This is a genomic window from Allobosea sp. 2KB_26, assembly GCF_052115715.1.
In the GTDB taxonomy this organism is placed as follows: domain Bacteria; phylum Pseudomonadota; class Alphaproteobacteria; order Rhizobiales; family Beijerinckiaceae; genus Allobosea.
The window spans coordinates 1,066,938-1,088,816 of the sequence record NZ_JBFRHE010000001.1 but is presented as its reverse complement, the minus strand read 5'-3'; the positions used below and the strand labels follow the sequence as shown (position 1 = coordinate 1,088,816).

Here is a 21,879-nt window from a genome sequence, read left to right as displayed (position 1 = left end):
ATCCTCTCAAGATCTGTTGGAACCCTCTGCAGCCATGGCGGCCGCAGAATCGGGAGTTCTCGTGCTGGTGGTTGGCCCGTCCGGAGCGGGTAAGGACACACTGATGGATGCCGCCCGTGCCGCGCTGGCGGGCGATGGCCGCTTCGCCTTTGTGCGCCGCCTGATCACCCGCCAGGCCATGGCTGGCGCCGAGGACCATGACAGCTGCAGCGAGGCTGAGTTCGACGAGGCCGAAGCGCGCGGCGCACTCGCGCTGAGCTGGCGCGCCCATGGCCTCTGCTACGGCATTCCGGCCGCGGCGCTCGCCGGCATCGCGAGCGGACAGGTGGTCATCGCCAATGGCTCGCGCCGGGCCGTTCCCGCGGCCGAGCGTCTCGCCGGCCGGGTGACGGTGGTCAACATCACCGCCCCGAACGAGGTTCTTGCCAGGCGGCTGGCGGCGCGTGGACGCGAAAGCGAGGCCGATATCCGTGCCCGCCTTGCTCGCGAGGTGCCGCTGACGACCGAGCGCGCGCAGCTGGTTTCGATCCAGAACGACCGGACCGTGGCCGAGGCGGCCGGCGAACTCGTCGCCGTGCTGACCGCGCTCAGTCCGCATCGCTGATCAGGCCAGCGAAAAACTGTCGAGCAGACGGAAGCGGCTTGCCCGCGTGTCCTGCTTGAAGAGCGCGATGCGGTCGATCACGGCGGGCTTCGCCGGAACGGCCTGTGCATAGGCATCCCTGAGAGCGAGCTGCACCAAAGCCCCCTGATCCATCGGCAGCGAGCCGGTCAGCGTCATGTGGAAACGGAAGGCGTCGCCGACATAGGGGTAGCCATAGGCTTCGAGATAGGCGCGCTGGGCCGGGGTCAGCGGGTGCTTCAGGCGCCGCGCCATGTCGGGCTCGGCCAGCGGAGCACGGAACGGCTCGAAGGCCTGGACGAGGGCGAAGGCGAAGCGCTGCAGCGCCGGGCTTTCGGCCGAAGGAGTGAGCGCGATGAAGGAGCCAAGCGCCGTCAGGCTCAGGCCGTCGAGCCGGACGCTCTCGAGGCCCGCCGCATAATTATGGGCGAAGGCGCGCAATTGGCCCTCGCTGCGACCGGCGGCCAGTTCGAATGGGGCTTTCAGAGTGGCGTGGAAACCGTAGCGACGTGGCTCTTCGGTCAGGACCGGCCACTGGCTGTGATCGCAGCCGGGCGGCACCAGGGCGGGGACATCCGCACCGGTGACGGCGTCATAGCCCAGCACGGCGCTGCCGAAGCGCCAGAGGGCGCTGTCGGCGGCGGGGGCGTAATAGAGAGCGTAGCGCGGCGTACTCAAAATGCGCGCTCGCCCTTCGACCAGACGGCGGCGATCACGGGCGTCGCACCCAGCGCCTTGAAGCGCACCAGATCGGCGCGCAGGCCGGTCTTGAGATGGCCGCGATCTTTCAGGCCGAGGATGTCGGCGACCTTCCAGGTCACCATGCCCATGGCCTCCGGCAGCGTGATGCCATGTTTGGCATGCAGCTTCAGCACCGCCTGCAGCAGGCTTGCCGGGACGTAATCCGAGGAGAGGCCGTCGAGCAGGCCCTTCTCGGCCAGTTCCGAGACCGAGACGCCGCCGGAATGCGAGCCGCCGCGCACGACGTTCGGTGCGCCGGCGATGGTGGCAAGCCCACGCTGCTTCGCAGCGGCCGCCGCCTCGATCGTGGTGGGGAATTCCGAGATCACGGCGCCCGACGCGACACCGGCCTCGACATGGTCGACCGTGGTGTCGTCATGGGTTGCGATCGGGATGCCACGCGTCCGGAACATCTCGACCACGGCACTCCAGTTGCTCGGCACATTGGCCGTGCCTTCGGACTGGCGGACGGCGACGTCCTCCTCGAACTCGGCCTCGGTCTTGCCGTTGCCGAGCGCATAGGTGCGCAAGTGCTGGATGTCGCGCCACTGGCGCTGGCCGGGCGTGTGGTCCATCAGGGAGACGAGCTGGACGAGATCGTCCTCGCGATAGGGCTCGATGTCGCGCATCAGGTCCGGGCTGGTCAGTTCGCAGCGCATGTGGATGCGGTGGTCGATGCGGAAGACGCCTTCGGCCTTGCCTTCGCGCAGGGCCTTCATCACGTCGGCGAAGATGTCCTTGCGGTAGTCCTTGGCCGAGAAGGGCGTACCGGCGCAGACCGCGTCATAGACGGTGGTGACCCCGGAGGCCGCCATCTGGGCGTCATGAACCAGCGCGGCTGCAAGCCCGTTCGGCCAGAACACCTTGGGCCGGGGCATGAAGTGCTTTTCCATGTTATCGGTATGCATCTCGACGAGGCCGGGCGCGACATAGTCGCCGCCGATATCGATTGCGCCCGGCAGTTGCGACCTGCCCTGGTCGACAGCGGTGATCCCGGTTGCGTCGAAGGCGATCGTGCCGGTGACGACCTCGTTCTCCAGGATCAGTTTGGCATTGGTGAGAACGGTCTGCATCAGGCGGCCTTCCGGAATGCTGTGATGTCGAGATAGCGTGTGGCGACGCGCTCGCGCACCGCCTCGTCATGGAAGATCCCGACGATGGCGGACCCGTTTGCGCGCGCCTCGCCGATCAGGTCAACCACGACGTCGCGATTGGCGGCATCGAGCGAGGCGGTCGGTTCGTCGATCAGCAGGATCGGCGCCGGATCGACGAAGGAACGGGCGATGTTGACGCGCTGCTGCTCGCCGCCGGAGAAGGTGGCGGGCGCGAGATGCCAGAGGCGTTCCGGCAGGTTCAGCCGGGCGAGAATCGCCTTGGCACGCTCGCTGGCCTCATCAGGGGAGACGCCGCGCGCCAGCAGCGGATCGCGGACGATGTCGAGCGCCGAAACGCGCGGGATCACGCGCAGGAACTGCGAGACGAAACCAAGCGTGCGGCGACGGATATCGAGCACCGTGCGCGGCACGGCCGCGACGATGTCGATGGCCCGGCCGGCATGGGTGATGTGGATATGGCCGGAGCTCGGCCGGTAGTTGCCGTAGAGAATGCGCAGCAGGCTCGACTTGCCGGCGCCCGAAGCTCCGGCCAGGACGAGCGCCTCGCCGGCCTCGACGCTGAAATTGACATTGTCGAAGACAGGCAGCCGGACCCCGCCCTGATTGTGCAGGGTAAAGGTCTTGGCGACGTTCTCGACGTGAATCATCGTGGTCATGATCGGGATGCCTTGCGCGGTTCCGGTGACGCGATTGTGACGCTCATACGCTCAGCACGGCCGAGGTGAGCAATTGCGTGTAGGCGTGATGGGGGTCGTCCAGGACCTGATCGGTCAGCCCCTGCTCGACGACGCGGCCGTCCTTCATCACCATCAGCCGGTCGGTGAGCAGGCGCGCGACGGCGAGGTCATGCGTGACGATGATGGCGGCCAGTCCGAGATCACGGACCAGCACGCGCAGCAGATCGAGCAGCCGCGCCTGCACGGAGACGTCGAGGCCACCGGTCGGCTCGTCCATGAAGACGAGTTTCGGCTCGGAGACCAGGACGCGGGCGATCTGCAGGCGCTGCTGCATGCCGCCCGAGAACTGACGGGGACGGTCGTCGATGCGGTTCTCGGCGATCTCGACACGCGTGAGCCAGTCGAGCGCGCGCTCGCGGATCTTGCCGTAATGCCGGTCGCCGCGGTCCATCAGGCGCTCGCCGACATTGCCGCCGGCAGAGACGTCCATGCGCAGGCCGTCGCGCGGGTTCTGGTGCACGATGCCCCAGGCCGTGCGCATCAGGCGGCGGCGATCCTGCTCGGCGACCGAATAGATGTCGAGCGGCTGGCCGGAGCCGCGAAACAGCACTTCGCCCGCGTCCGGTGCGTCGATGCCGGCGAGGCAGCGCAGCAAGGTCGATTTTCCCGAGCCGGATTCGCCGACGATACCGAGCACCTCGCCCGGCCAGAGATCGAAGGAGACATCGGCGCAGCCGATGCGTTCGCCGTAGAAGCGACTGACGCCGGAGACCGAGAGCAGCGGATCGGGATCGATGCCGAGATCCTGCGGGGAGACATGCTGGGTCATGACTTCGACACCTTGTCCTTGGCCTGCTTGTCGTCGACGAGATGGAGCGCCGATGCGTCGGCCAGCATCGCGCCGCGATGACCGTCAGCGCGCCGCGTCTCGCAATGATGGCTGTCGGAGCAGACGAACATGCGCCCGCCGCGATCGTCTGTGATGACTTCGTCGAGATAGGAATCGGTCGCGCCGCAGAGCCCGCAGGGCTCGTTCCAGCTCTGGATGCGGAAGGGATGGTCCTCGAAGTCGAGGCTGCGCACGCTGGTATGGGGTGGCACCGCATAGATGCGCTTCTCGCGGCCGGCTCCGAAGAGCTGGAGCGAGGGCGACATATGCATCTTCGGATTGTCGAATTTCGGGATCGGCGAGGGGGCCATCACGTAACGGCCATTGACGTCGACCGGATAGTCATAGGTCGTCGTCACCTCGCCGAAGCGGGCGATGTTCTCGTAGAGCTTGACCTGCATCAGCCCGTATTCGGCCCAGGCGTGCATCTTGCGGGTCTCGGCCTCGCGCGGCTCGAGCTTCCGCAGGGGCTCCGGCTGCGGCACCTGATAGACCATGATCTGCCCGGCCTTCAGCGGCGCCTCCGGGATGCGGTGGCGGGTCTGGATGATGGTGGCCTCGTCCGTCGCCTCGGACGTCTTCGCATCGGCCGTGCGCTCGAAGAAGCGGCGGATCGAGACGGCGTTGGTGGTGTCGTCCGCGCCCTGGTCGATGACCTTCAGCACATCGTCCGGGCCGATGATCGCGGCGGTGATCTGGATGCCGCCGGTGCCCCAGCCGCGCGCCAGCGGCATCTCGCGTGAGCCGAACGGCACCTGATAACCTGGCACCGCGACCGCCTTGAGCAGGGCGCGGCGGATCATCCGCTTGGTCTGCTCGTCGAGATAAGCGTAATTATAAGCCGGCTTTGTATCTTCGCCGGGGATGATCTGGTGCAGGGTCATTCCGCGGCCTCCGGCAGGGTGTCTTGCGTCTCTTGGATCTGGGTCTCTCGGGTCTCGCCCGCAAGTCGCTGCTCGCGCTCGCGGCGGATGCGGCGGATCAGTTCGAGCTCGCCCTGGAAGTCGACATAATGCGGCAGCTTGAGATGCTCGACGAAGCCGGCTGCCTCGACATTGTCGGAGTGGTAGAGCACGAATTCGTCCTGCTGCGCGGGATACTCTGCCGCCTCGCCGAACTCGCGCGCCTTGAGTGCACGATCGACCAGCGACATCGACATCGCCTTGCGCTCGGCATGGCCGAAGGCGAGGCCATAGCCGCGTGTGAACTGCGGCGGCACGTCCTTGGTGCCGTTGAACTGGTTGACCATCTGGCATTCGGTCAGCGTGATCTCGCCGAGATCGACGGCGAAGCCGAGTTCCTCGGGTACGAATTCGACGCTGACCTCGCCGACGCGGACCTCGCCGACGAAGGGGTGCGAGTTGCCGTATCCGCGCTGCACGGAATAGCCGAGGCCGAGCATGAAGCCCTCGTCGCCGCGCGCCATGGCCTGGAGCCGGACATCGCGGTCGGCCGGGAAGGAGACCGGCTCGCGGGTGAGATCGAAGGGACGGGGATCGCCCTCAGGCGGCTCCTCGGCTTCCATCAGGCCTTCGGCGCCGAGAATGTCGGGCACGCGCGGCATGGTGGCGTCGAGCGGCTCGGCCGCCGCCGCGGGCACTGCGACAGGAGACGCGCCGTCCATCAGCGCGAAATCGAACAGGCGGTGGGTGTAGTCATAGGTCGGGCCGAGCACCTGGCCGCCCGGCAGATCCTTGTAGGTGGCGGAGACTCGACGGCGGATCGCCATCTGCGCTGTGTCGACCGGCTCCGACGAGCCGAAACGCGGCAAGGTGGTGCGATAGGCCCGCATCAGGAAGGCCGCTTCGATGGCGTCGCCCTGTGCCTGCTTCAGCGCCAGCGCCGCGAGATCGGGGTCGTAGAGCGAGCCCTCGTTCATGACGCGGGCGCAGGCGAGCCCCATCTGCTCGCGGATCTGCGCGACGGCCAATTCGGGCACGGCCTCGTTGCCGCGGCGGGCTTCCGCGATGAGATCATGTGTGGCGAGGATGGCGGCTTCGCCCCCCTTGACGGCGACATACATCAGCGGGCCTCCAGGATCTGCGTCGAGCGCGGCAGGCCGATGATCGCCTGGCCATGACTGAGGATAAGGTCGATGCCGAGGGGGTAGCGCGCGGCATTGGCCGCGACCTCGGTCCAGAAGCCGGGGCGCAGTCCCTTCGGTGCAATCTCGCGGCGTCCGGCGATACCCGGGCCGGTCAGCGTCACGGCCTCGCCACCTGCGAGGCTGGCGCATTGCACGAGCACGCTGGTCGAGCGATCCGGAAACTGGTCGGTGCCGGGGCTGAATGCGGACAGCGCCGGAGCGGTGCTGGTGCCGTCGAGCACGGCGAAGGCGGCTTCAGCCGGGCCTTCGACCAGAGTCGCGCCGCAATGGAAGCGCAGCCAGGCGCCGGCGGGGCCCGCCCGCAGGTCGGCCGGCAGCCAGATCGGCGTCTCGTAATCGGCGAGGGTCAGCAGGGCGATGGCGGTTGCCGGTTCCAATCCGGCCGGTGCAGCAAAGCCGGTTGCGACGTCCTCGACGAGGCCGGGCTCCGACAAGGCGGCGAGCAGGGCGCGGAAGGCGGCCTGGGACTGGAAGACCGGGTCGGAAAAGCCGGCGCCAATGAGTGTGTCGTCCTGCATCACGCGCCCCGGACCAGAGTGAAGAAATCGACCTTGGTGGCTGCAGCCTTGCGCGAGGCGAGGGTGCGCGCCGCCTGCTGGCGGGTGGCGAGCTCGGCGACGCCGCTGCGGAGCGGCCCGGCCTCGCCTTCGCCCTGCAGCAGCCCGTCGATCACCGCTGCGAGCCGCGCCTTCCGGCCGTCGCGACCAAGAGCGTAGGAGAAGCCCATCGTGCCGTCGCCGAGGCGCACGACGCAGCGCGTCACGGTGGCTTCGCCGAGATTGAAGCGGCGTCCCGCGCCGCCGGCACGGCCCTCGACCATGACGGTCCCGGTTTCGGGTGCTTTCAGCACGTCATGGTCGGGCAGGGCGCCGAGCCCACCGGCGAGGCTCTCGATTTCGGCGCGTGAGGCCCGGGCGAGGATTGCCAGCCATTGTTGTCGTGGGGTGGTCCCGCTCATCTCAGGTCGCTCTCTGGTCAGGGCCTAATGTCTAGACTACGATAGGGTCGTCATAGAGAAAGGTCTATACATTTTGGATGAAGCTTTGATGACGGATGCCCATGCAGCCAGCCAGGCCGGCGAAGCCGCCACGGCATGGCGGCGTATCGCGGACAAGATCGAAGCGGCGATCGGGCGGGGCGAATACGAGACGGGCGCGACGCTGCCCTCTTCGCTCGCGCTTGCCGAGCGCTATGGCGTGCACCGGCATACGGTTCGCCAGGCCTTTCGGCATCTCGCCGATCGGGGGCTGGTCAGCGTCTCGCGCGGTCGCGGGACGCAGGTCACTGCTCCGCGCTTTCCCTATCGCATCGGCCGGCGCGTCAGCATGCGCACCAATTTCGGCGCGGCCGGCATCACCGTGGCAGGCTCGATCCTGGGTGCCGAGATCGTCAAGGGCGAGGCAGAGGCCTGCGCGGCCCTGCGCTTGGAGGATGGAGCGCCGCTCTGGCGGATCGAGACGCTGAGCCTTGCCGGTGGCGTGCCGGTGAGCACTGGCGTGCATATCCTTTCGGCCGAACGCTTCCCGGATTTCGACAAGATGCTGAGCCGGGCCGGCTCGTCGATCTCCGCAGCCTTCGCCGCCTGCGGCATCCCGGATTATGTGCGGCTCTCGACGCGGCTTTCGGCGCGGCTCGCCAGCGAGCGCGAAGCGCTGCTGCTCAGGGTCGAACCTGGCGCTGCGGTCATGCTCTCCGCGGCGGTCGACGCCCTGCCTGACCTGACGCCGATCCACCTGGTCGACGGCATCTTTGCCGGCGAACGGATGGAGATGGTGGTCGAGCCGTTCGCGGAGTGAGTGCAGCCGCTCGGATGGTCGGGGCAGGCCTCGGCATGACGCGCCTGTCCGTCAGAGGGCCCTTTTGCCGATGATGGCGAAGCGCAGCTTGCTGGACAGGAAGTCGATCGCGGTCACGGCGGCAAGCACGAGCAGGATCAGGAACGAGACCTGCTGCCATTCCAGGGTGCGGATGGTCTCGGCGAGATAAAGGCCGATGCCGCCGGCGCCGACGATGCCGATGATGGTCGAGGAGCGGGTGTTCGACTCGATGTAGTAGAGCACCTGGCTGGCGATGACCGGCAGCACCTGCGGGATCAGCCCGAAGCGGATCTCGTGGAGCTTGCCGCCGCCGGAGGAGGTCACGCCCTCGACGGGCTTGCGGTCGGCGGATTCGATCGCTTCCGAATAGAGCTTGCCGAAGGCGCCGAGATCGCTGGTCATGATCGCGAGCATGCCGGCGAAAGGGCCGAGACCCACGACATTGACCCAGATCAGAGCCCAGATCAGCGCATCGACGCCGCGCACGGTGTCGAGCGAGCGGCGCGCCAGGAAATGGATGACGCGGTTGGCGACGACGTTCTTGGCTGCGAGGAAGCCGAGCGGGAAGGCGAGGATCGCAGCGAGGATCGTGCCGAGGAAGGCGATGGCAATGGTCTCGAACAGCGCTTTCACGAAGATCACGGCGCGGGCCGCGGAGCCTGGGTCCGGCGGCAGCATCAGCACGACGAATGTGCCGAGATTGCCGATGCCGGTGATGATCTTCCAGAGCGAGACCTCCAATGTGGTCAGCCCGTAGAGGAAGAGGCCGAGCAGGCCGGCAACGACTGCGATGGTGGTCAGGCGCGTCTTCAGTGAGCCGTCGATGGCGCCTTGGTGGCGACGGACGAGATCGGCGCGCTCGGTGGCGGTGAGGACGAGGCTCATGAGCGGTGCTCCAGGCTGAGCAGGGCGTGGCGCAGGCGCTCGGTGCCGTAGTCGATCAGCATGACGGTGACGATGATCATGAGCAGGATGGCGCTGACATCGGTGAAGTAGAATTTGCGGATGGCCTCGATCAGATCCTGGCCGATGCCGCCGGCCCCGACGAAGCCCATGATCGAGGCGCCGCGGACATTGATCTCGAAGCGCAGCAGCGCGTAGCTGGCGAAATTGGAAAGCACCTGCGGGACGACGGCGAAGCGGATCGTCTGCCACCAGCCCGCGCCTGTCGCGGTGAGGCCGTCGACCGGCTTCATGTCGATGTTCTCGACCACCTCGGAGAAGAGCTTGCCCATCGCACCCATGGTGTGGATCGCGATGGCGAGCACGCCCGGCAGCGGGCCGAGGCCGAAGGCGATGACGAAGATCAGCGCGAAGACGATCTCCGGCACGGTGCGGCAGAATTCTAGGAAGCGGCGGGTGGTCCAGCGCAGCCAGCCGGCACGGCCGAGATTGGCGGCGGCGGAAAAGCAAAGCAGGAAGCCGCCGACGGCGCCTAATACGGTGCCGACATAGGCAATCAACAGGGTCTGCCAGAGCAGCTTGAGCCAGCCGTTCAGGCCCCAGTACCATTCCTTGAGATCGGCGCCGAGCGTGGCGAGACGCAGGGTCGGCATGGTCTCGAGGATGTATTTCGGGAAGCGCCAGGCATTGGCGGCGAATTTCGCGAGATCGACCTCCGAGCCGATCGCGGAAAGGACGACGCAGGCGATGAAGATGGCGGCACCGAGCAGGGCCTGGCGGCGCTTTGCGCCCATCTCGCGCCGATAGAGATCGGCATGGCCGCGAATGGCGGGGTCGTTGCGATCGATCGTCAGGGTCATGATGGTTCCGTCGCGGGGTTCGCCAGTCGCGGCGGGACGCCACTCCGTCATGGCCGGGACAAACCCGGCGATGACGGTCGGCGGTAAGCGCTTACGAGGACTTCTTCTTGCGGAGCGCGTCGACGAACTTGTTCAGTTCGATGATCGGGTCGTAGGCCTTGTTGTCGACGGCGACGAGCGGGCCCTGCTTGCCTTCATAGATCTTGTCGAAGGCGACCTTGTCCTTGGTGGCGAGGTTGAGGACGGCGTCTCGGATCGAGGCCTTGAGCGGCTCCGGCAGGTCGGAGAGATAGGCCATCGGCGAGTTCACGATCTGCTCGGACTTGTAGATGATCCGGAAATCGTCGGCCTTGACCATGTTCTTGCGGGCCATGCGCTGCAGGTTGGATTCCTGCTCGTCGTTCCACCAGTTGGCGGCGATGTCGACGGTGCCCTGGCCGAGCGCGATGACCGCGTTCTCGTGGCTGCCGGTATAGACGACCTTGCCGAAGAAGGTCTCGGGGTCGATCTTCATGCCGTCGAGCACGAAGCGCGGCACATTGTTGCCGGAGGTGGAATTGGGATCGACGAGGCCGAGATTCTTGCCCTTCAGGTCCTCGACCTTCTGATAGGGCGAGTCCTTCTTCACGTAGAAGACGGAATGGTAGCCCTTGGTGCCGTCGAGATTGGTCTCGATCGCGAAGGCATCGACCTTGGCGCCGGTCATGCGAGCACGAGCGAAGGAGGCGGGGCCGTACATGCCGATATGGATGTTGCCGGCGCGCTGGCCTTCGATGATCGCGGCATAGTCGTTGGCGATACGCAGCGTCACCTTGGTGCCGAGTTCTTTCGCGAGGTAGGTGACGAAGGGGGTATAGCGCTCGACGACGCCAGACGCGTTCTCGGACGGGATGATGGCGAAGATCAGCTCCGGATACTTGGCTTTCCAGTCCTGCGCGAAGGCGGGAGCGGCGAGCGTCGCGGCCAGGCCGGCGGCGGCGAGCGTGAGGGTATGACGACGGGTCAGCATGGTTTGCTCCTGTTGAAGGCTGTTGGTGGTCTTTTCAGGCGTAAGCGGTCCTGGCCGGGCTGAGGCCTGGCTCAGGCTGCGGTCTGCTTGGCGCGCTTGGCTTCGGCGATGGCGATGGCGTCGAGCGCGTCCAGCGCCTCGGCGCCGGCATCCTTGGCCTCGATGCCGTAGAGTTCGGCGGCGATCTCGCGGGTCAGCGCCTGCGGCACGTCGTCGAACACGACCTTGCCGGCGGCCATGCCGATCAGCCGGTCGCAATATTTCGCCGCGATATCGAGGTCGTGCAGATTGCAGATCACGGTGATGCCGTCCTCGCGATTGATGCGGAAGAGCGCATCCATCACGACCTGGGTGTTGCGCGGATCGAGCGAGGCGATCGGCTCGTCGGCGAGGATGACCGTCGGCTCCTGGACCAGGGCACGGGCGATCGCGACGCGCTGCTGCTGGCCGCCCGAGAGGGTCTCGGCGCGCTGGGCCAGCAGATGGCCCATGTCGAGGCGCTCGAGCGCGGCGATGGCGCGGATCTTGTCGTCCGGCGAGAAGCTCTTCACCAGCGTCAGGAAGGCCGAGCGGTGATTGAGCCGGCCGAGCAGGACATTGGTCAGCACGTCGAGGCGGCCGACGAGATTGAACTGCTGGAAGATCATCGCGGTGTCGCGACGCCAGGCGCGCAGTTCGGCGCCCTTCAATGCGGTGACATCGCGTTCGTCGCTGATCAGGCGGCCGGAGTTCGGCTCCGCCAAGCGGTTGATCATGCGCAGCAGGGTCGACTTGCCGGCGCCCGAGCGGCCGATGACGCCGACCATTTCGCCCTTCGGGATCGACAGCGAGACATTGTCCACGGCGGCCTTGCCGCTGAAGCGCTTGGTCAGGCCTTCGATACGCAGCATGAACGGTCTTCCCATCGAGGAGCAAGCATGGCGACATCCGGACATGGGCGAGGCGCAGTCCGGAGCTCATGCTCTCTTGCAGTGCGCAAACCGGTATCGGCGACAGATGACAGGGCCGTGACAGCAGGATTGCGGGCGGGGAAGCGGGCGCACGGAGGCTGTTGACTCGCCTGAGGAGGCGGAGTCATAAAGAACAAAATAGGAACATTTGGAGTGCCAAGACGTGAGCGATCATGCCGTCGCCGCGCTGCGGCGAAGCATTGCCGGTTTGGAAAGCGTCTCTGTCTCGCTGGGCGGGGAGGCGAGCTTCAGCCTTGGCCACGCGGCGGCCGATGCGGCGCTGGGGCCGCTGCGTCGCCATGCCCTGCACGAGATCGTGGCGATGGCGCATCAGGCTCCGGCGGCGACGGGCTTCGTCGCCGGGTTGATCGCGCGGCTGGAGCGGCGGCCCGTCGTCTGGCTGCGGCAGGATTCCGCCGGCGCCGAGGGTGGTGAACTCTATGCGCCGGGGCTTGCGGCGTTCGGGCTCGATCCTGACCGGGTGCTTGCGGTGCGGGGGCGCGATCCGCTTGCCGTGCTGAAGGCGGCGGGCGACGCCTTTCCGCACGGCAATGACCGACGCTCGGGCATCGGCGCGGTGGTGATCGAGCTCGAAGGTACGCCGGCCTGCCTCGATCTCACGGCCAGCCGGCGTCTCGTCCTGGCGGCGCGGGATGCCGGCGCGACGGCTTTTCTCCTGCGGCTGGGAAGCAGTCCTGCTCCGAGTGCGGCGACGATCCGCTGGGCGGTTTCGGCGGCGCCTTCGGAGGGGCGGGTGAGAGCGCATGGGCCGGGCCGGCCGAGTTTCGCGGTCACGGTGCTGCGCAACCGGCACGGGGCGACGGGCGAGTGGGTGATGGAGTGGGACAGTCATGCGTATAGCTTCCGCGAGCCGCTTCCTGTCGCTCTGGTTCCCGCGCCTGCCCATCGACCGGATCAGACGCAGCCAGGGCGCATCCGTTCGGGCAATGTCGCAGAGGCGTGGCCCGCAGCCCGGCGGGCCAGCGGATGATCCTGGTCCTCTTGTTGTGGTGGGCAAGGCGAAGGGCGCCTTCCGCCTGACGAGCCTCGATGCCGAAGCCGAACGCCTCGGCCTGCATCCGACCATGGCGCTGGCCGATGCGCGCGCCATGATCCCGCGGCTGGTCGTGGCCGAGGAGGACAGGGCGGCCGATGCAGCCCTGCTTGGCGCCGTTGCCGACTGGTGCGACCGCTATACGCCGCTGGTCGCTCTCGATGGCGAGGATGGCCTGCTGCTCGATATCTCGGGCTGCACCCATCTCTTCGGCGGCGAAGCCCTGCTTGGCCGCGACTGCCTGCTTCGGCTGAAACGGCGGGGCTTTACGCTGCGCGCCGCTATTGCCGGGACGGCGCGCGCCGCCTGGGGCGTCGCGCGCTATGGGCGCGGCGGCATCGTGCCGCCGGGCGGAGAGAGCCAGGCCCTGTGGCCCTTGCCGACCGCGGCGCTCGGCCTGGAGGCTGCACGGCAGCACGGGCTCGCACGCATGGGCCTCAGCCATATCGCCGATCTGGAGACGCGACCGCGCGCGCCGCTGGCCGCCCGGTTCGGCCGCGACCTGCTCGACAGGCTCGACCAGGCGCTCGGCCGCCTGCCGCAGGCGCTGTCACCGCGACGACCGCTGCCTGAATGCATGGCGGAACGGCGTTTCGCCGAACCGTTGGCGCATGAAGCCGGTATCCGGGCGGCCCTGGCCGGCCTGGGCGAGAGTCTGGCCGGCATGCTGGAAGCGCGCGGCGAAGGCGCGAGAGTGTTCGAGGCGAGCTTCTTCCGCAGTGACGGGGCCGTGCGCCGTCTCGGCATCGAGACCGGGATGCCGTTGCGCGATCCGGCGGCGGTCGATCGACTCTTCGCCCTGAAGCTGGATGCCCTGGCGGACCCGCTCGATCCCGGCTTCGGTTTCGACCTGATCCGGCTCTCGGCCGGTGCGACCGAGCCTTTCGCGGCCGATCAGGGGGCTCTTGCGGCCGGTCGGGAGGAGGAACCCGATGCAGCCGCCGCCGAGCGGGCCCTGACGGAGGTCGCCGATGCGATCGCCGCCCGGATCGGCCCGGATCGCGTGCGGCGTTTCCTGGCGCAGGACAGCCATGATCCCGAGCGCGCCGCATTGGCGGTGCCCGCCCTGCGTCATGGCGAGATGGCAAGGCTCGGGTTTTCCCCGGACTGGCCGGCTCCGAGCGCCGTCCCGGAACGGCCCCTCCGGCTGCTGTCGCGGCCGGAGCCGATCGAGGTGCTGGCCGAGATCCCGGACGGGCCGCCGACGCGTTTCCGCTGGCGGCGCGTGCTGCATGAGGTCGCCAAGGCGGAGGGGCCGGAGCGGATCGCTGCCGAATGGTGGGCGACGACGGGCAGGATCGCGCCGACCCGCGACTATTTTCGCGTCGAAGAGCCGGGTGGAAGGCGCTTCTGGCTTTATCGCGACGGACTCTATGGCCGCGAGGCCGCGCATCCGCCCTGGTTCATGCACGGGCTTTTCGCATGAGCGGGCTCAATGACAATTGCCCGGTGGAAGCCGCTCCGATCGTACCAGTTTCGCGCTATGCCGAACTCGCGGTCACCTCCAACTTCTCCTTCCTGCGCGGGGCCTCGAGTCCGGAGGAACTGGTTGGCCGGGCGGCCGAACTCGACCTTGCCGGAATCGGGCTCGCCGACCGCAATTCTCTGGCCGGCGTGGTGCGGGCCCATGCGGCGATGCGCGAGGCGGGTATCGCCACAACGAAGCTGACATTCGCGGTCGGGGTCCGCCTCGTCCTGTCCGATGGCACGCCCGACCTGCTCGCCTATCCCCAGGATCGCGACGCCTATGGCAGGCTCTGCCGCCTGCTGACCCACGGCAAGATGAAGGTCGAGAAGAAGGGCGAATGCATCCTCACGCTCTCCGACCTACGCGAATTCGCGGAAGGCATGTTGCTGATACTGATGCCGGAACGGCGGCCGGAGAGCGAGATCGCTGCGGCTCTCGCGAGCGTTTCCGAGTTTGCGCGGGGTCGGCTCTGGCTGGGTATCGACATGCCGCATCGCGGCGACGACCGGCGCCGGGCCGATGCATTGGCGCTGCTCGCGTCCAGGGCGGGTGTGCCCTGTCTCGCCGTCAATGACGTGCTTTATCATGCGCCCGCGCGGCGGCCCTTGCAGGATGTCGTCAGCTGCATCCGCGAGCATGTCCCGATCGAGCGGGCCGGGCGCATGCTGGAGGCCCATGCCGAGCGCCATCTCAAATCGCCGCGCGAGATGGCCCACCTGTTCCGGCACGCGCCGGAGATGGTGGCGGAGACGGTGCGCTTCCTCGAACGCTGCCGGTTCTCGCTCGACCAGTTGCAATATGAATATCCGGACGAACCGGTGCCGCCCGGGAGCACCCCGCAGGAGCATCTGGAGCGTCTCGCCTGGGAAGGAGCGCACAGGCGCTATCCCGAGGGCATCCCGAGCAAGGTATGCGATCTCCTGCACAAGGAATTCGCACTGATCGCGAAGCTCGACTACGCGCGCTACTTCCTGACGGTCCACGACATCGTGCGCTTTGCCCGGGCGCAGGAGCCGCCGATCCTGTGCCAGGGCCGGGGCTCGGCCGCGAATTCGGCAGTCTGCTACTGCCTCTGGGTCACCGCGGTCGACCCGATGGAAGGCAATTCGCTCCTGGCCCGCTTTCTTTCCGAACAGCGCAAGGAGCCGCCCGATATCGATGTCGATTTCGAGCATGAGCGGCGCGAGGAGGTGATGCAGTATATCTATGAGCGCTATGGTCGGCTGCGCGCCGGCATCTGCGCCACGGTGATCTGCTATCGGCCGCGCAGCGCCATTCGCGAGGTCGGCAAGGCGCTCGGCCTGAGCGAGGATGTCACGGCCGCGCTCGCCAACACGGTCTGGGGCAGCTGGGGCGACGGCCTGCCGGAGAACCATGTCCGGCAGGCGGGGCTCGACCCCGCCAATCCGATGATCGCGCGCGCGGCCGCGCTGGCGACCGAGTTGATCGGCTTCCCCCGCCATCTCTCCCAGCATGTCGGCGGCTTCGTGCTGACGCGCGGGCGGCTCGACGAATGCGTGCCGATCGGCTGGGGCGGCATGAAGGACCGCAGCTTCATCGAATGGGACAAGGACGATATCGACGCGCTCCGGATGATGAAGGTCGATGTGCTCGCGCTCGGCATGCTGACCTGCATCCGCAAGGCCTTTGACCTGATCGCTCTGCACGAAGGCAAGCGCTGGGAGCTGGCGACGATCGAGCAGGGTGATCTGCGCGTCTACGACATGCTGTGTCGGGCCGATGCGATCGGCGTCTTCCAGGTCGAGAGCCGGGCGCAGATGAACATGCTGCCGCGGCTGCAGCCCAGGAAATTCTACGATCTCGTCATCGAGGTCGCGATCGTCCGGCCGGGCCCGATCCAGGGCAATATGGTCCACCCCTATCTGCGGCGGCGGAAAAACCCGAATGAGGTCGTCTACCCCAGACCCGCGCCGGAACATGGGCTTCCCGACGAGCTGGAACAGGTTCTGAAAAAGACGCTCGGCGTGCCCTTGTTCCAGGAGCAGGCGATGCGCATCGCCATCGAGGCGGCGAAGTTCACCGAGGATGAGGCCAATGGCCTGCGGCGTGCCATGGCGACCTTCCGCCATGTCGGCACGATCCAGAATTTCGAGGCGATGATGGTCGAGCGCATGGTCGCGCGCGGCTATGACCGCGCCTTCGCGTCCGCCTGTTTCAATCAGATCAAGGGCTTTGGCGAATACGGTTTTCCGGAGAGCCACGCGGCCTCCTTCGCCCTGCTGGTCTATGCCTCGGCCTGGCTCAAGTGTCATCATGCCGCTGCCTTCACCGCGGCGCTTCTGAACTCGCAGCCCATGGGCTTCTATGCTCCGGCGCAGATCATCCGCGCTGCGCAGGACAACAAGGTCGAAATCCGGCCAGCCGACATCAATCTGAGCGATCATGACAACACGCTGGAGCGACGCGAGGACGGCGCACTCGCGATGCGGCTCGGCCTGCGCCAGATCGACGGGATCTCGAAGGCTTTTGGCGAGGCGCTCGTGAAGGGGCGCGGGCAGGGCTATGACAGCGTCGAGGCCTTGGCGCGGTGCGCCAGGTTGCCCACGCGTGCCCTCGTCGCACTGGCCGATGCCGATGCTTTCGGCTCACTCGGGCTCAGCCGGCGCGAGGCGCTCTGGGAGGTGCGCAGGCTCCCGGATGACAGGCCGCTGCCGCTTTTTGCGGCGAGCGAGAGCGCCGAGCTCGCCCAGGAGCCCGAAACCTTGCTGCCGCGCATGCGGGACTCAGAACAGGTCATCGCGGATTACCAGCATCTGCGCCTGTCGCTGAAGGGGCATCCGATGCAGTTCCTGCGCCCGCTTTTCGCACGTGAGCGGGCACTGAGCTGCGAGCAGGTGCTGGCAGCGCCGGACGGCACGCGCTGCCGGCTGGCGGGCATCATCACGGTGCGCCAGCGGCCGGGCAGCGCCAAGGGGGTGATGTTCATGACGCTGGAGGACGAGACCGGCATCGCCAATGCGGTGCTCTGGCCAAAGACCTTCGAACGTTACCGCCGGCAGGCGATGGGCGCGCGGCTCGTCCTGCTCGCCGGCCGGCTGCAACGCAGTCCGGAGGGGATCGTCCATCTCGTCGTCGACAGGATCGAGGATCGCTCGGAGGAACTGGCGCGGCTGGCCGACGGGCTGCTGCACCGCACCCTGGCGCGGGCCGACGAGGTGCAGCACCCGCAATCCGACAGCCGCCTGCCGCCACGCCAGCACACCCACCCGCGCAATGTCAGGGTGCTGCCGCGCTCACGCGACTTCCACTAAAGGCCCAATTCGGCCACAGGAGCCCGGATTCTGCCGCCAGCAGGCCGTTCCGGACTTGTTTCGTGTCTTGGTTCCGGTCTTGCATGCCAAAAAGCCGGTTGGTTCATAAAACCGTCGCGGCCGTCATGAAACCACACTTACGGATTTGTAATTTGAACTGCATCGTCCAGTCCCATAGGGCTTGCGACGATACCGGAGCACCCTGACCTATGAAGCGGCTTGTCCTTGTCCTCCTGATCGCTGGCGTCGCTGGCGGCGGCTATTACGGCTACCGCAGCTTCAAGGCTGGCGCGCAGCCTGCGCAAGCGCGCGCGGTGGCGAACCCGCAGGCTGCCGGTGTGCCCGTCGAAGTCAGCCGGGCCGAGGCCGTGACGGTCAACGAAGAGGTCCAGGCGCTGGGCACGCTGACCGCGAATGAAACCGTGGTCATCGCTCCCGAGATCGCCGGCCGGGTCGTGGCACTGGGCTTCAAGGAAGGCGAGCGCGTCACCAAGGGCCAGGAACTCGTCAAGCTCGACAGGGCGATCCTCGATGCCGAGGTGAAACTGGCCGAGGCGGACCTGCGGCTGGCGCGCGATACCTATGAGCGCAACCGGGCACTGGTCGATCGTGGCTCGGGCACGCAGGTCGCGCTCGAACAGGCAACCGCGCAACTGGCCTCCAGCGAGGCTCGCCTGCAGCTCGCGACCTCGCGTCGCGCGCTCACCGCCATAAGCGCGCCCTTCACCGGGGTTGTCGGCCTGCGCTCGGTCAGCGTCGGAGATTATGTTTCGGTCGGCAAGGAGCTGATCACGCTCACCGCGACCGACCCGATGAAGGTCGATTTCCGGGTCCCCGAGATTTACCTGACACGGGTCAAGGTCGGGCAGACCATCCAGCTCAAGGTCGATGCGCTGCCCGATAGCGGCTTCACCGGCACGATCTTCGCGATCGATCCGATCGTCGACGTGAACGGCCGTGCGATCCGGCTGCGCGCGACGATTCCGAATGGTGACGGCGTCCTGAAGCCGGGCCTGTTCGCGCGGATCAACATCATCGTCGACCAGCGCGAGAATGCGCTCGTCGTGCCCGAGACGGCGGTGGTGCCTGACGGCACCGGCAAGATGATCTTCGTGGTCGAGAACGGCAAGGCGAAGCGCATGCCGGTCGAGCTCGGCAAGCGCCTGCCGGGCAAGGTCGAGATCGTGAAGGGGCTGACCCCGACCATGCAGATCGTCACGGCTGGCCAGATGCGCTTGCGTGACGGCTCGACCGTAGCTGTCAAGAATGCTCCGGCTCCGGTGCAGACGAGCGACGCACGATGAGCCTGTTTGCGCTCTTCGTCCGCCGGCCGGTTCTTTCGACCGTCCTGAGCCTGCTCGTCATCCTTATCGGCATCGTCTCCTATGGCCGGCTGACGGTGCGCGAATACCCGAATATCGATGAGCCGATCGTCTCGGTGAACACGACCTATCGCGGTGCCAGCGCCGAGATCATCGAATCCCAGGTCACGCAGATCCTGGAGAACTCGATCGCGGGCATCGAAGGCATCGAGATCATCACCTCGAACAGCCGTCAGGAGCGCAGCAGCATCTCGGTGCGCTTCCGTCCGGACGTCGACCCGGATGTCGCGGCTTCCGACGTGCGCGACCGCGTCAGCCGCGTGCGCGGTCGCATGCCGGACGAGATCGACGAGCCGATCATCGCCAAGGTCGAGGCTGACGCCCAGCCGGTGATGTATCTGTCGCTGACCAGCACGCGGCACAGCCCGCTGGAGCTGACCGACTTCGCCGACCGCTTCATTGCCGACCGGGTGCAGAACATCACCGGCGTCGCCGAAGTGCGCATTCTCGGCCAGCGGCAATATGCGATGCGCATCTGGCTCGATCGGGCTCGCATGGCCGCCTACAACATTACGGTGCAGGAAATCGAGGCGGCGCTGCGGGCGCAGAATGTCGAGATCCCGTCCGGCCGCATCGAGAGCAACGACCGTGAGTTCACGGTGCTGTCGCAGACCAGCCTGACCACGCCCGAGCAATTCCAGCAGATCGTGATCAAGGATGTCAGCGCATTTCCGGTGAAGCTGAGCGATGTCGCGAAGGTCGAGCTCGGCGCGCGCGAGGAGCGCAATGCCGCCTGGTTCGCCGGCCGCCCTTCGGTGACGATCGGCATCGTCAAGCAGGCGACGGCTAATCCGCTCGATGTCTCCTCCGGCGTCCGTGCGGCGCTGCCGGAGATCACCGATGATCTGCCGGACGGCATGGCGATCGCGACCTCCTACGACACGTCGATCTTCATCGATCGCTCGATCCAGGCCGTCTACACCACGATCGGCGAGGCGGTCGTCCTTGTCGTGCTGATCATCTTCGTCTTCCTGCGCTCGCTGCGCGCGACGTTGATTCCGCTGGTCACGATCCCGGTTTCGCTGATCGGCTCCTTCGCGCTGATGTATGCGCTGGGCTTCACGGTCAACACGCTGACATTGCTCTCGATGGTGCTCGCCATCGGCCTCGTCGTCGACGATGCCATCGTCGTGCTGGAGAACGTGCACCGCCATGTCGAGAACGGCATGGAACCGAACAAGGCGGCGATCCGCGGCATCAACGAGATCGCCTTCGCGGTCGTCGCGATGACGCTGACGCTGGTTGCGGTCTATGCGCCGATGGCGTTCTCGACCGGGCGCACCGGCAAGCTTTTCATCGAGTTCGCCCTGACACTGGCAGGTGCGGTGCTCGTCTCCGGCTTCGTCGCGCTGACGCTGACGCCGATGATGTGCGCCAAACTGCTGAAGCCGCACGAGTCGCATGGCTGGCTCTACAATGTGCTGGAGCGCGGCTTCGATGCGCTTTCCAGCGGTTATCGCCGTTCGCTGCGTGGGGCGCTTTCGATGCGCCCGGTCATCGTGCTGCTGGCGCTCTGCGTCGCTGGCGGCAGCTATTACTTCTTCACGAACCTGCGCTCGGAACTGGCTCCGGTGGAGGACCGCGGCACGATCAATGCCATCGGCGTCTCCCCTGAAGGTGCAACGCTGAGCTTCACGGCGAGCTACGCGCGGCAGGTCGAGGAGTATTTCAAGAATCTTCCCGAGGTCGAAAGCTACCTGGTGATCACCGGCTTCCCGGACGTGACGCGCGCCATCGCATTCGCGCGGCTGAAGCCCTGGGAAGAACGCCAGCGCAAGCAGCAGGATCTCGTTGCCGAGATCAATCGCGGGCTGTCGCAGATTCCGGGTATCCGCCTCTTCGCGGTCAACCCGCCCTCGCTTGGTGGCGGCGGCGCCAACAGCAAGCCGATCGAGTTCGTGCTGCGCTCTTCGGATTCCTATGCCGAGATCAAGAATTATGTCGATGCGGTCATCGCGGAGGCGTCCGCCTCGCCGGTGCTGACCAATCTCGAATCCAATCTCATCCTGGACAAGCCGCAGATCAAGGTTTCGATCGACCGGCAGCGCGCCAGCGATCTTGGCGTCGGCGTCGATATCATCGGCCGGACGATGGAGACCTTGCTCGGTGGACGGCAGGTGACGCGCTTCAACATGAACGGCGAGCAGTATGACGTGATGCTGCAGGTCGCCGGGGAGGATCGCAACACGCCTCAGGCGCTGCAGTCGATCTATCTGCGTGGTCGCAACGGCACGGTGGTGCAGCTCTCCAGCCTTGTCAGCATCGAGGAGAACGTCGCGCCCAAGGAGCTGATCCGCTTCAACCAGCTGCGCTCCGCGACGATCACGGCGGTGCCGGCACCGGGCTATTCGCTCGGCGATGGACTGGCCGTCCTGGAGCAGGCGGCCGCCAAGGTGCTGCCGAAGTCGGTGCAGATCGACTATTCCGGCCAGAGCCGCGAGTTTAAGCAGGCGGGCTCGTCGATTGCGGTCGTGTTCCTCTTGGCGCTCGGCTTCATCTATCTGGTGCTGGCGGCGCAGTTCGAGAGCTTCATCGACCCGGTGGTGATCATGGTCTCGGTGCCGCTCTCGATTACGGGCGCGCTGGCGGCTCTGTATTTCAGCGGCGGCACGCTCAATGTCTACAGCCAGATCGGCCTGATCACGCTCGTCGGCCTGATCACCAAGCACGGCATCCTGATCCTCGAGTTCACCAACCAGTTGCGCGAGGAGGGCAAGGAACTCGTCGATGCGCTGGTCGAGGCCGCGGAACTGCGCCTGCGGCCGATCCTGATGACGACGGGCGCGATGGTGCTTGGGGCGGTGCCGCTGGCGCTCGCCCATGGTGCCGGCGCTGAAAGCCGTTCTCAGATCGGTTGGGTCATCGTCGGCGGCATGACGTTCGGCACCTTGCTGACGCTCTATGTGGTGCCGGTCGCCTATAGCTATCTGGCGCGGGCGCATCGGCCCGTGCACGGCGAGGACAAGGCGCATGGCCAGGCGCAGGTCCAGCCGGCGGAGTGAACTCTACGAAA

Annotated in this window: 19 protein-coding genes; 7 read left to right on the top strand and 12 right to left on the bottom strand. The window is 66.7% G+C overall.

Annotated elements, in window-relative coordinates:
- The first annotated feature begins 34 nt into the window (after positions 1–34).
- The gene (gene phnN, locus AB4099_RS05245; protein WP_441477264.1) at positions 35–604 is read left to right on the top strand and encodes a phosphonate metabolism protein/1,5-bisphosphokinase (PRPP-forming) PhnN; all 570 of its coding nucleotides are present in this window, start codon (positions 35–37) and stop codon (positions 602–604) included.
- Here phnN and AB4099_RS05240 read toward each other — a convergent pair whose 3' ends face one another.
- Genes AB4099_RS05240 through phnG form a run of 8 tightly spaced genes read right to left on the bottom strand, consistent with a single transcriptional unit; the run spans position 605 to position 7,109 of the window.
- Positions 605–1,300, bottom strand: coding sequence for a DUF1045 domain-containing protein (locus AB4099_RS05240; protein WP_441477263.1), 696 nt, complete (start codon positions 1,298–1,300; stop codon positions 605–607).
- The gene (locus tag AB4099_RS05235) at positions 1,297–2,436 is read right to left on the bottom strand and encodes an alpha-D-ribose 1-methylphosphonate 5-triphosphate diphosphatase (protein ID WP_441477262.1); all 1,140 of its coding nucleotides are present in this window, start codon (positions 2,434–2,436) and stop codon (positions 1,297–1,299) included. The genes AB4099_RS05240 and AB4099_RS05235 overlap by 4 nt, the downstream gene beginning before the upstream one ends.
- Positions 2,436–3,134, bottom strand: a complete 699-nt coding sequence (gene phnL, locus AB4099_RS05230; protein ID WP_113517355.1) for a phosphonate C-P lyase system protein PhnL — start codon at positions 3,132–3,134, stop codon at positions 2,436–2,438. The genes AB4099_RS05235 and phnL overlap by 1 nt, the downstream gene beginning before the upstream one ends.
- Before the next feature lie 43 nt (positions 3,135–3,177).
- Positions 3,178–3,951, bottom strand: a complete 774-nt coding sequence (gene phnK / locus AB4099_RS05225; protein ID WP_441477673.1) for a phosphonate C-P lyase system protein PhnK — start codon at positions 3,949–3,951, stop codon at positions 3,178–3,180.
- Positions 3,952–3,980: 29 nt separating this feature from the next.
- Complete coding sequence (locus AB4099_RS05220; RefSeq protein WP_441477261.1) at positions 3,981–4,928, bottom strand: alpha-D-ribose 1-methylphosphonate 5-phosphate C-P-lyase PhnJ; 948 nt, start codon at positions 4,926–4,928, stop codon at positions 3,981–3,983.
- The gene (locus AB4099_RS05215; protein WP_441477260.1) at positions 4,925–6,067 is read right to left on the bottom strand and encodes a carbon-phosphorus lyase complex subunit; all 1,143 of its coding nucleotides are present in this window, start codon (positions 6,065–6,067) and stop codon (positions 4,925–4,927) included. Before AB4099_RS05215 ends, AB4099_RS05220 begins: the two co-directional genes overlap by 4 nt.
- Complete coding sequence (phnH, locus tag AB4099_RS05210) at positions 6,067–6,669, bottom strand: phosphonate C-P lyase system protein PhnH (protein WP_441477259.1); 603 nt, start codon at positions 6,667–6,669, stop codon at positions 6,067–6,069. Before phnH ends, AB4099_RS05215 begins: the two co-directional genes overlap by 1 nt.
- Positions 6,669–7,109 carry a phosphonate C-P lyase system protein PhnG gene (gene phnG, locus AB4099_RS05205; RefSeq protein WP_113517350.1) on the bottom strand — a complete coding sequence of 147 codons (441 nt, stop codon included), beginning with the start codon at positions 7,107–7,109 and terminating at the stop codon, positions 6,669–6,671. The genes phnH and phnG overlap by 1 nt, the downstream gene beginning before the upstream one ends.
- A gap of 88 nt (positions 7,110–7,197) precedes the next feature.
- On the opposite strand from phnG, the gene phnF reads away from it, so the two are divergent.
- Entirely contained in the window at positions 7,198–7,947 is a 750-nt protein-coding gene (gene phnF, locus AB4099_RS05200; protein WP_441477258.1) for a phosphonate metabolism transcriptional regulator PhnF, read from the top strand.
- A gap of 51 nt (positions 7,948–7,998) precedes the next feature.
- On the opposite strand, the gene phnE (AB4099_RS05195) is transcribed toward phnF, so the two are convergent.
- The 4 genes from phnE (AB4099_RS05195) to phnC all read right to left on the bottom strand — a co-directional run bounded on the left by phnE (AB4099_RS05195) (position 7,999) and on the right by phnC (position 11,630).
- The gene (gene phnE / locus AB4099_RS05195; RefSeq protein ID WP_441477257.1) at positions 7,999–8,853 is read right to left on the bottom strand and encodes a phosphonate ABC transporter, permease protein PhnE; all 855 of its coding nucleotides are present in this window, start codon (positions 8,851–8,853) and stop codon (positions 7,999–8,001) included.
- Positions 8,850–9,731 carry a phosphonate ABC transporter, permease protein PhnE gene (phnE, locus tag AB4099_RS05190; RefSeq protein WP_441477256.1) on the bottom strand — a complete coding sequence of 294 codons (882 nt, stop codon included), beginning with the start codon at positions 9,729–9,731 and terminating at the stop codon, positions 8,850–8,852. Before phnE (AB4099_RS05190) ends, phnE (AB4099_RS05195) begins: the two co-directional genes overlap by 4 nt.
- Before the next feature lie 91 nt (positions 9,732–9,822).
- Positions 9,823–10,740 carry a phosphonate ABC transporter substrate-binding protein gene (phnD, locus tag AB4099_RS05185; RefSeq protein ID WP_441477255.1) on the bottom strand — a complete coding sequence of 306 codons (918 nt, stop codon included), beginning with the start codon at positions 10,738–10,740 and terminating at the stop codon, positions 9,823–9,825.
- Positions 10,741–10,811: 71 nt separating this feature from the next.
- A complete protein-coding gene (gene phnC, locus AB4099_RS05180; RefSeq protein WP_113517346.1) occupies positions 10,812–11,630 on the bottom strand; it encodes a phosphonate ABC transporter ATP-binding protein in 819 nt (272 codons plus the stop codon).
- Positions 11,631–11,853: 223 nt separating this feature from the next.
- Here phnC and AB4099_RS05175 point away from each other — a divergent pair, with 223 nt between their 5' ends.
- The 5 genes from AB4099_RS05175 to AB4099_RS05155 all read left to right on the top strand — a co-directional run bounded on the left by AB4099_RS05175 (position 11,854) and on the right by AB4099_RS05155 (position 21,868).
- Positions 11,854–12,681 (top strand): ImuA family protein, encoded by an 828-nt coding sequence (locus AB4099_RS05175; RefSeq protein WP_441477254.1) that lies wholly within the window; start codon positions 11,854–11,856, stop codon positions 12,679–12,681.
- Positions 12,638–14,170 (top strand): Y-family DNA polymerase, encoded by a 1,533-nt coding sequence (locus AB4099_RS05170; protein WP_441477672.1) that lies wholly within the window; start codon positions 12,638–12,640, stop codon positions 14,168–14,170. The genes AB4099_RS05175 and AB4099_RS05170 overlap by 44 nt, the downstream gene beginning before the upstream one ends.
- On the top strand, positions 14,167–17,484 hold the full coding sequence (locus AB4099_RS05165; protein WP_441477253.1) for an error-prone DNA polymerase: 3,318 nt from the start codon (positions 14,167–14,169) through the stop codon (positions 17,482–17,484). Before AB4099_RS05170 ends, AB4099_RS05165 begins: the two co-directional genes overlap by 4 nt.
- A 209-nt stretch (positions 17,485–17,693) precedes the next feature.
- Positions 17,694–18,788: an efflux RND transporter periplasmic adaptor subunit gene (locus AB4099_RS05160; RefSeq protein WP_441477252.1), complete on the top strand. Its 1,095-nt coding sequence runs from the start codon at positions 17,694–17,696 to the stop codon at positions 18,786–18,788.
- Positions 18,785–21,868 (top strand): efflux RND transporter permease subunit, encoded by a 3,084-nt coding sequence (locus AB4099_RS05155; protein ID WP_441477251.1) that lies wholly within the window; start codon positions 18,785–18,787, stop codon positions 21,866–21,868. Before AB4099_RS05160 ends, AB4099_RS05155 begins: the two co-directional genes overlap by 4 nt.
- The last annotated feature ends 11 nt before the right edge of the window (positions 21,869–21,879 follow it).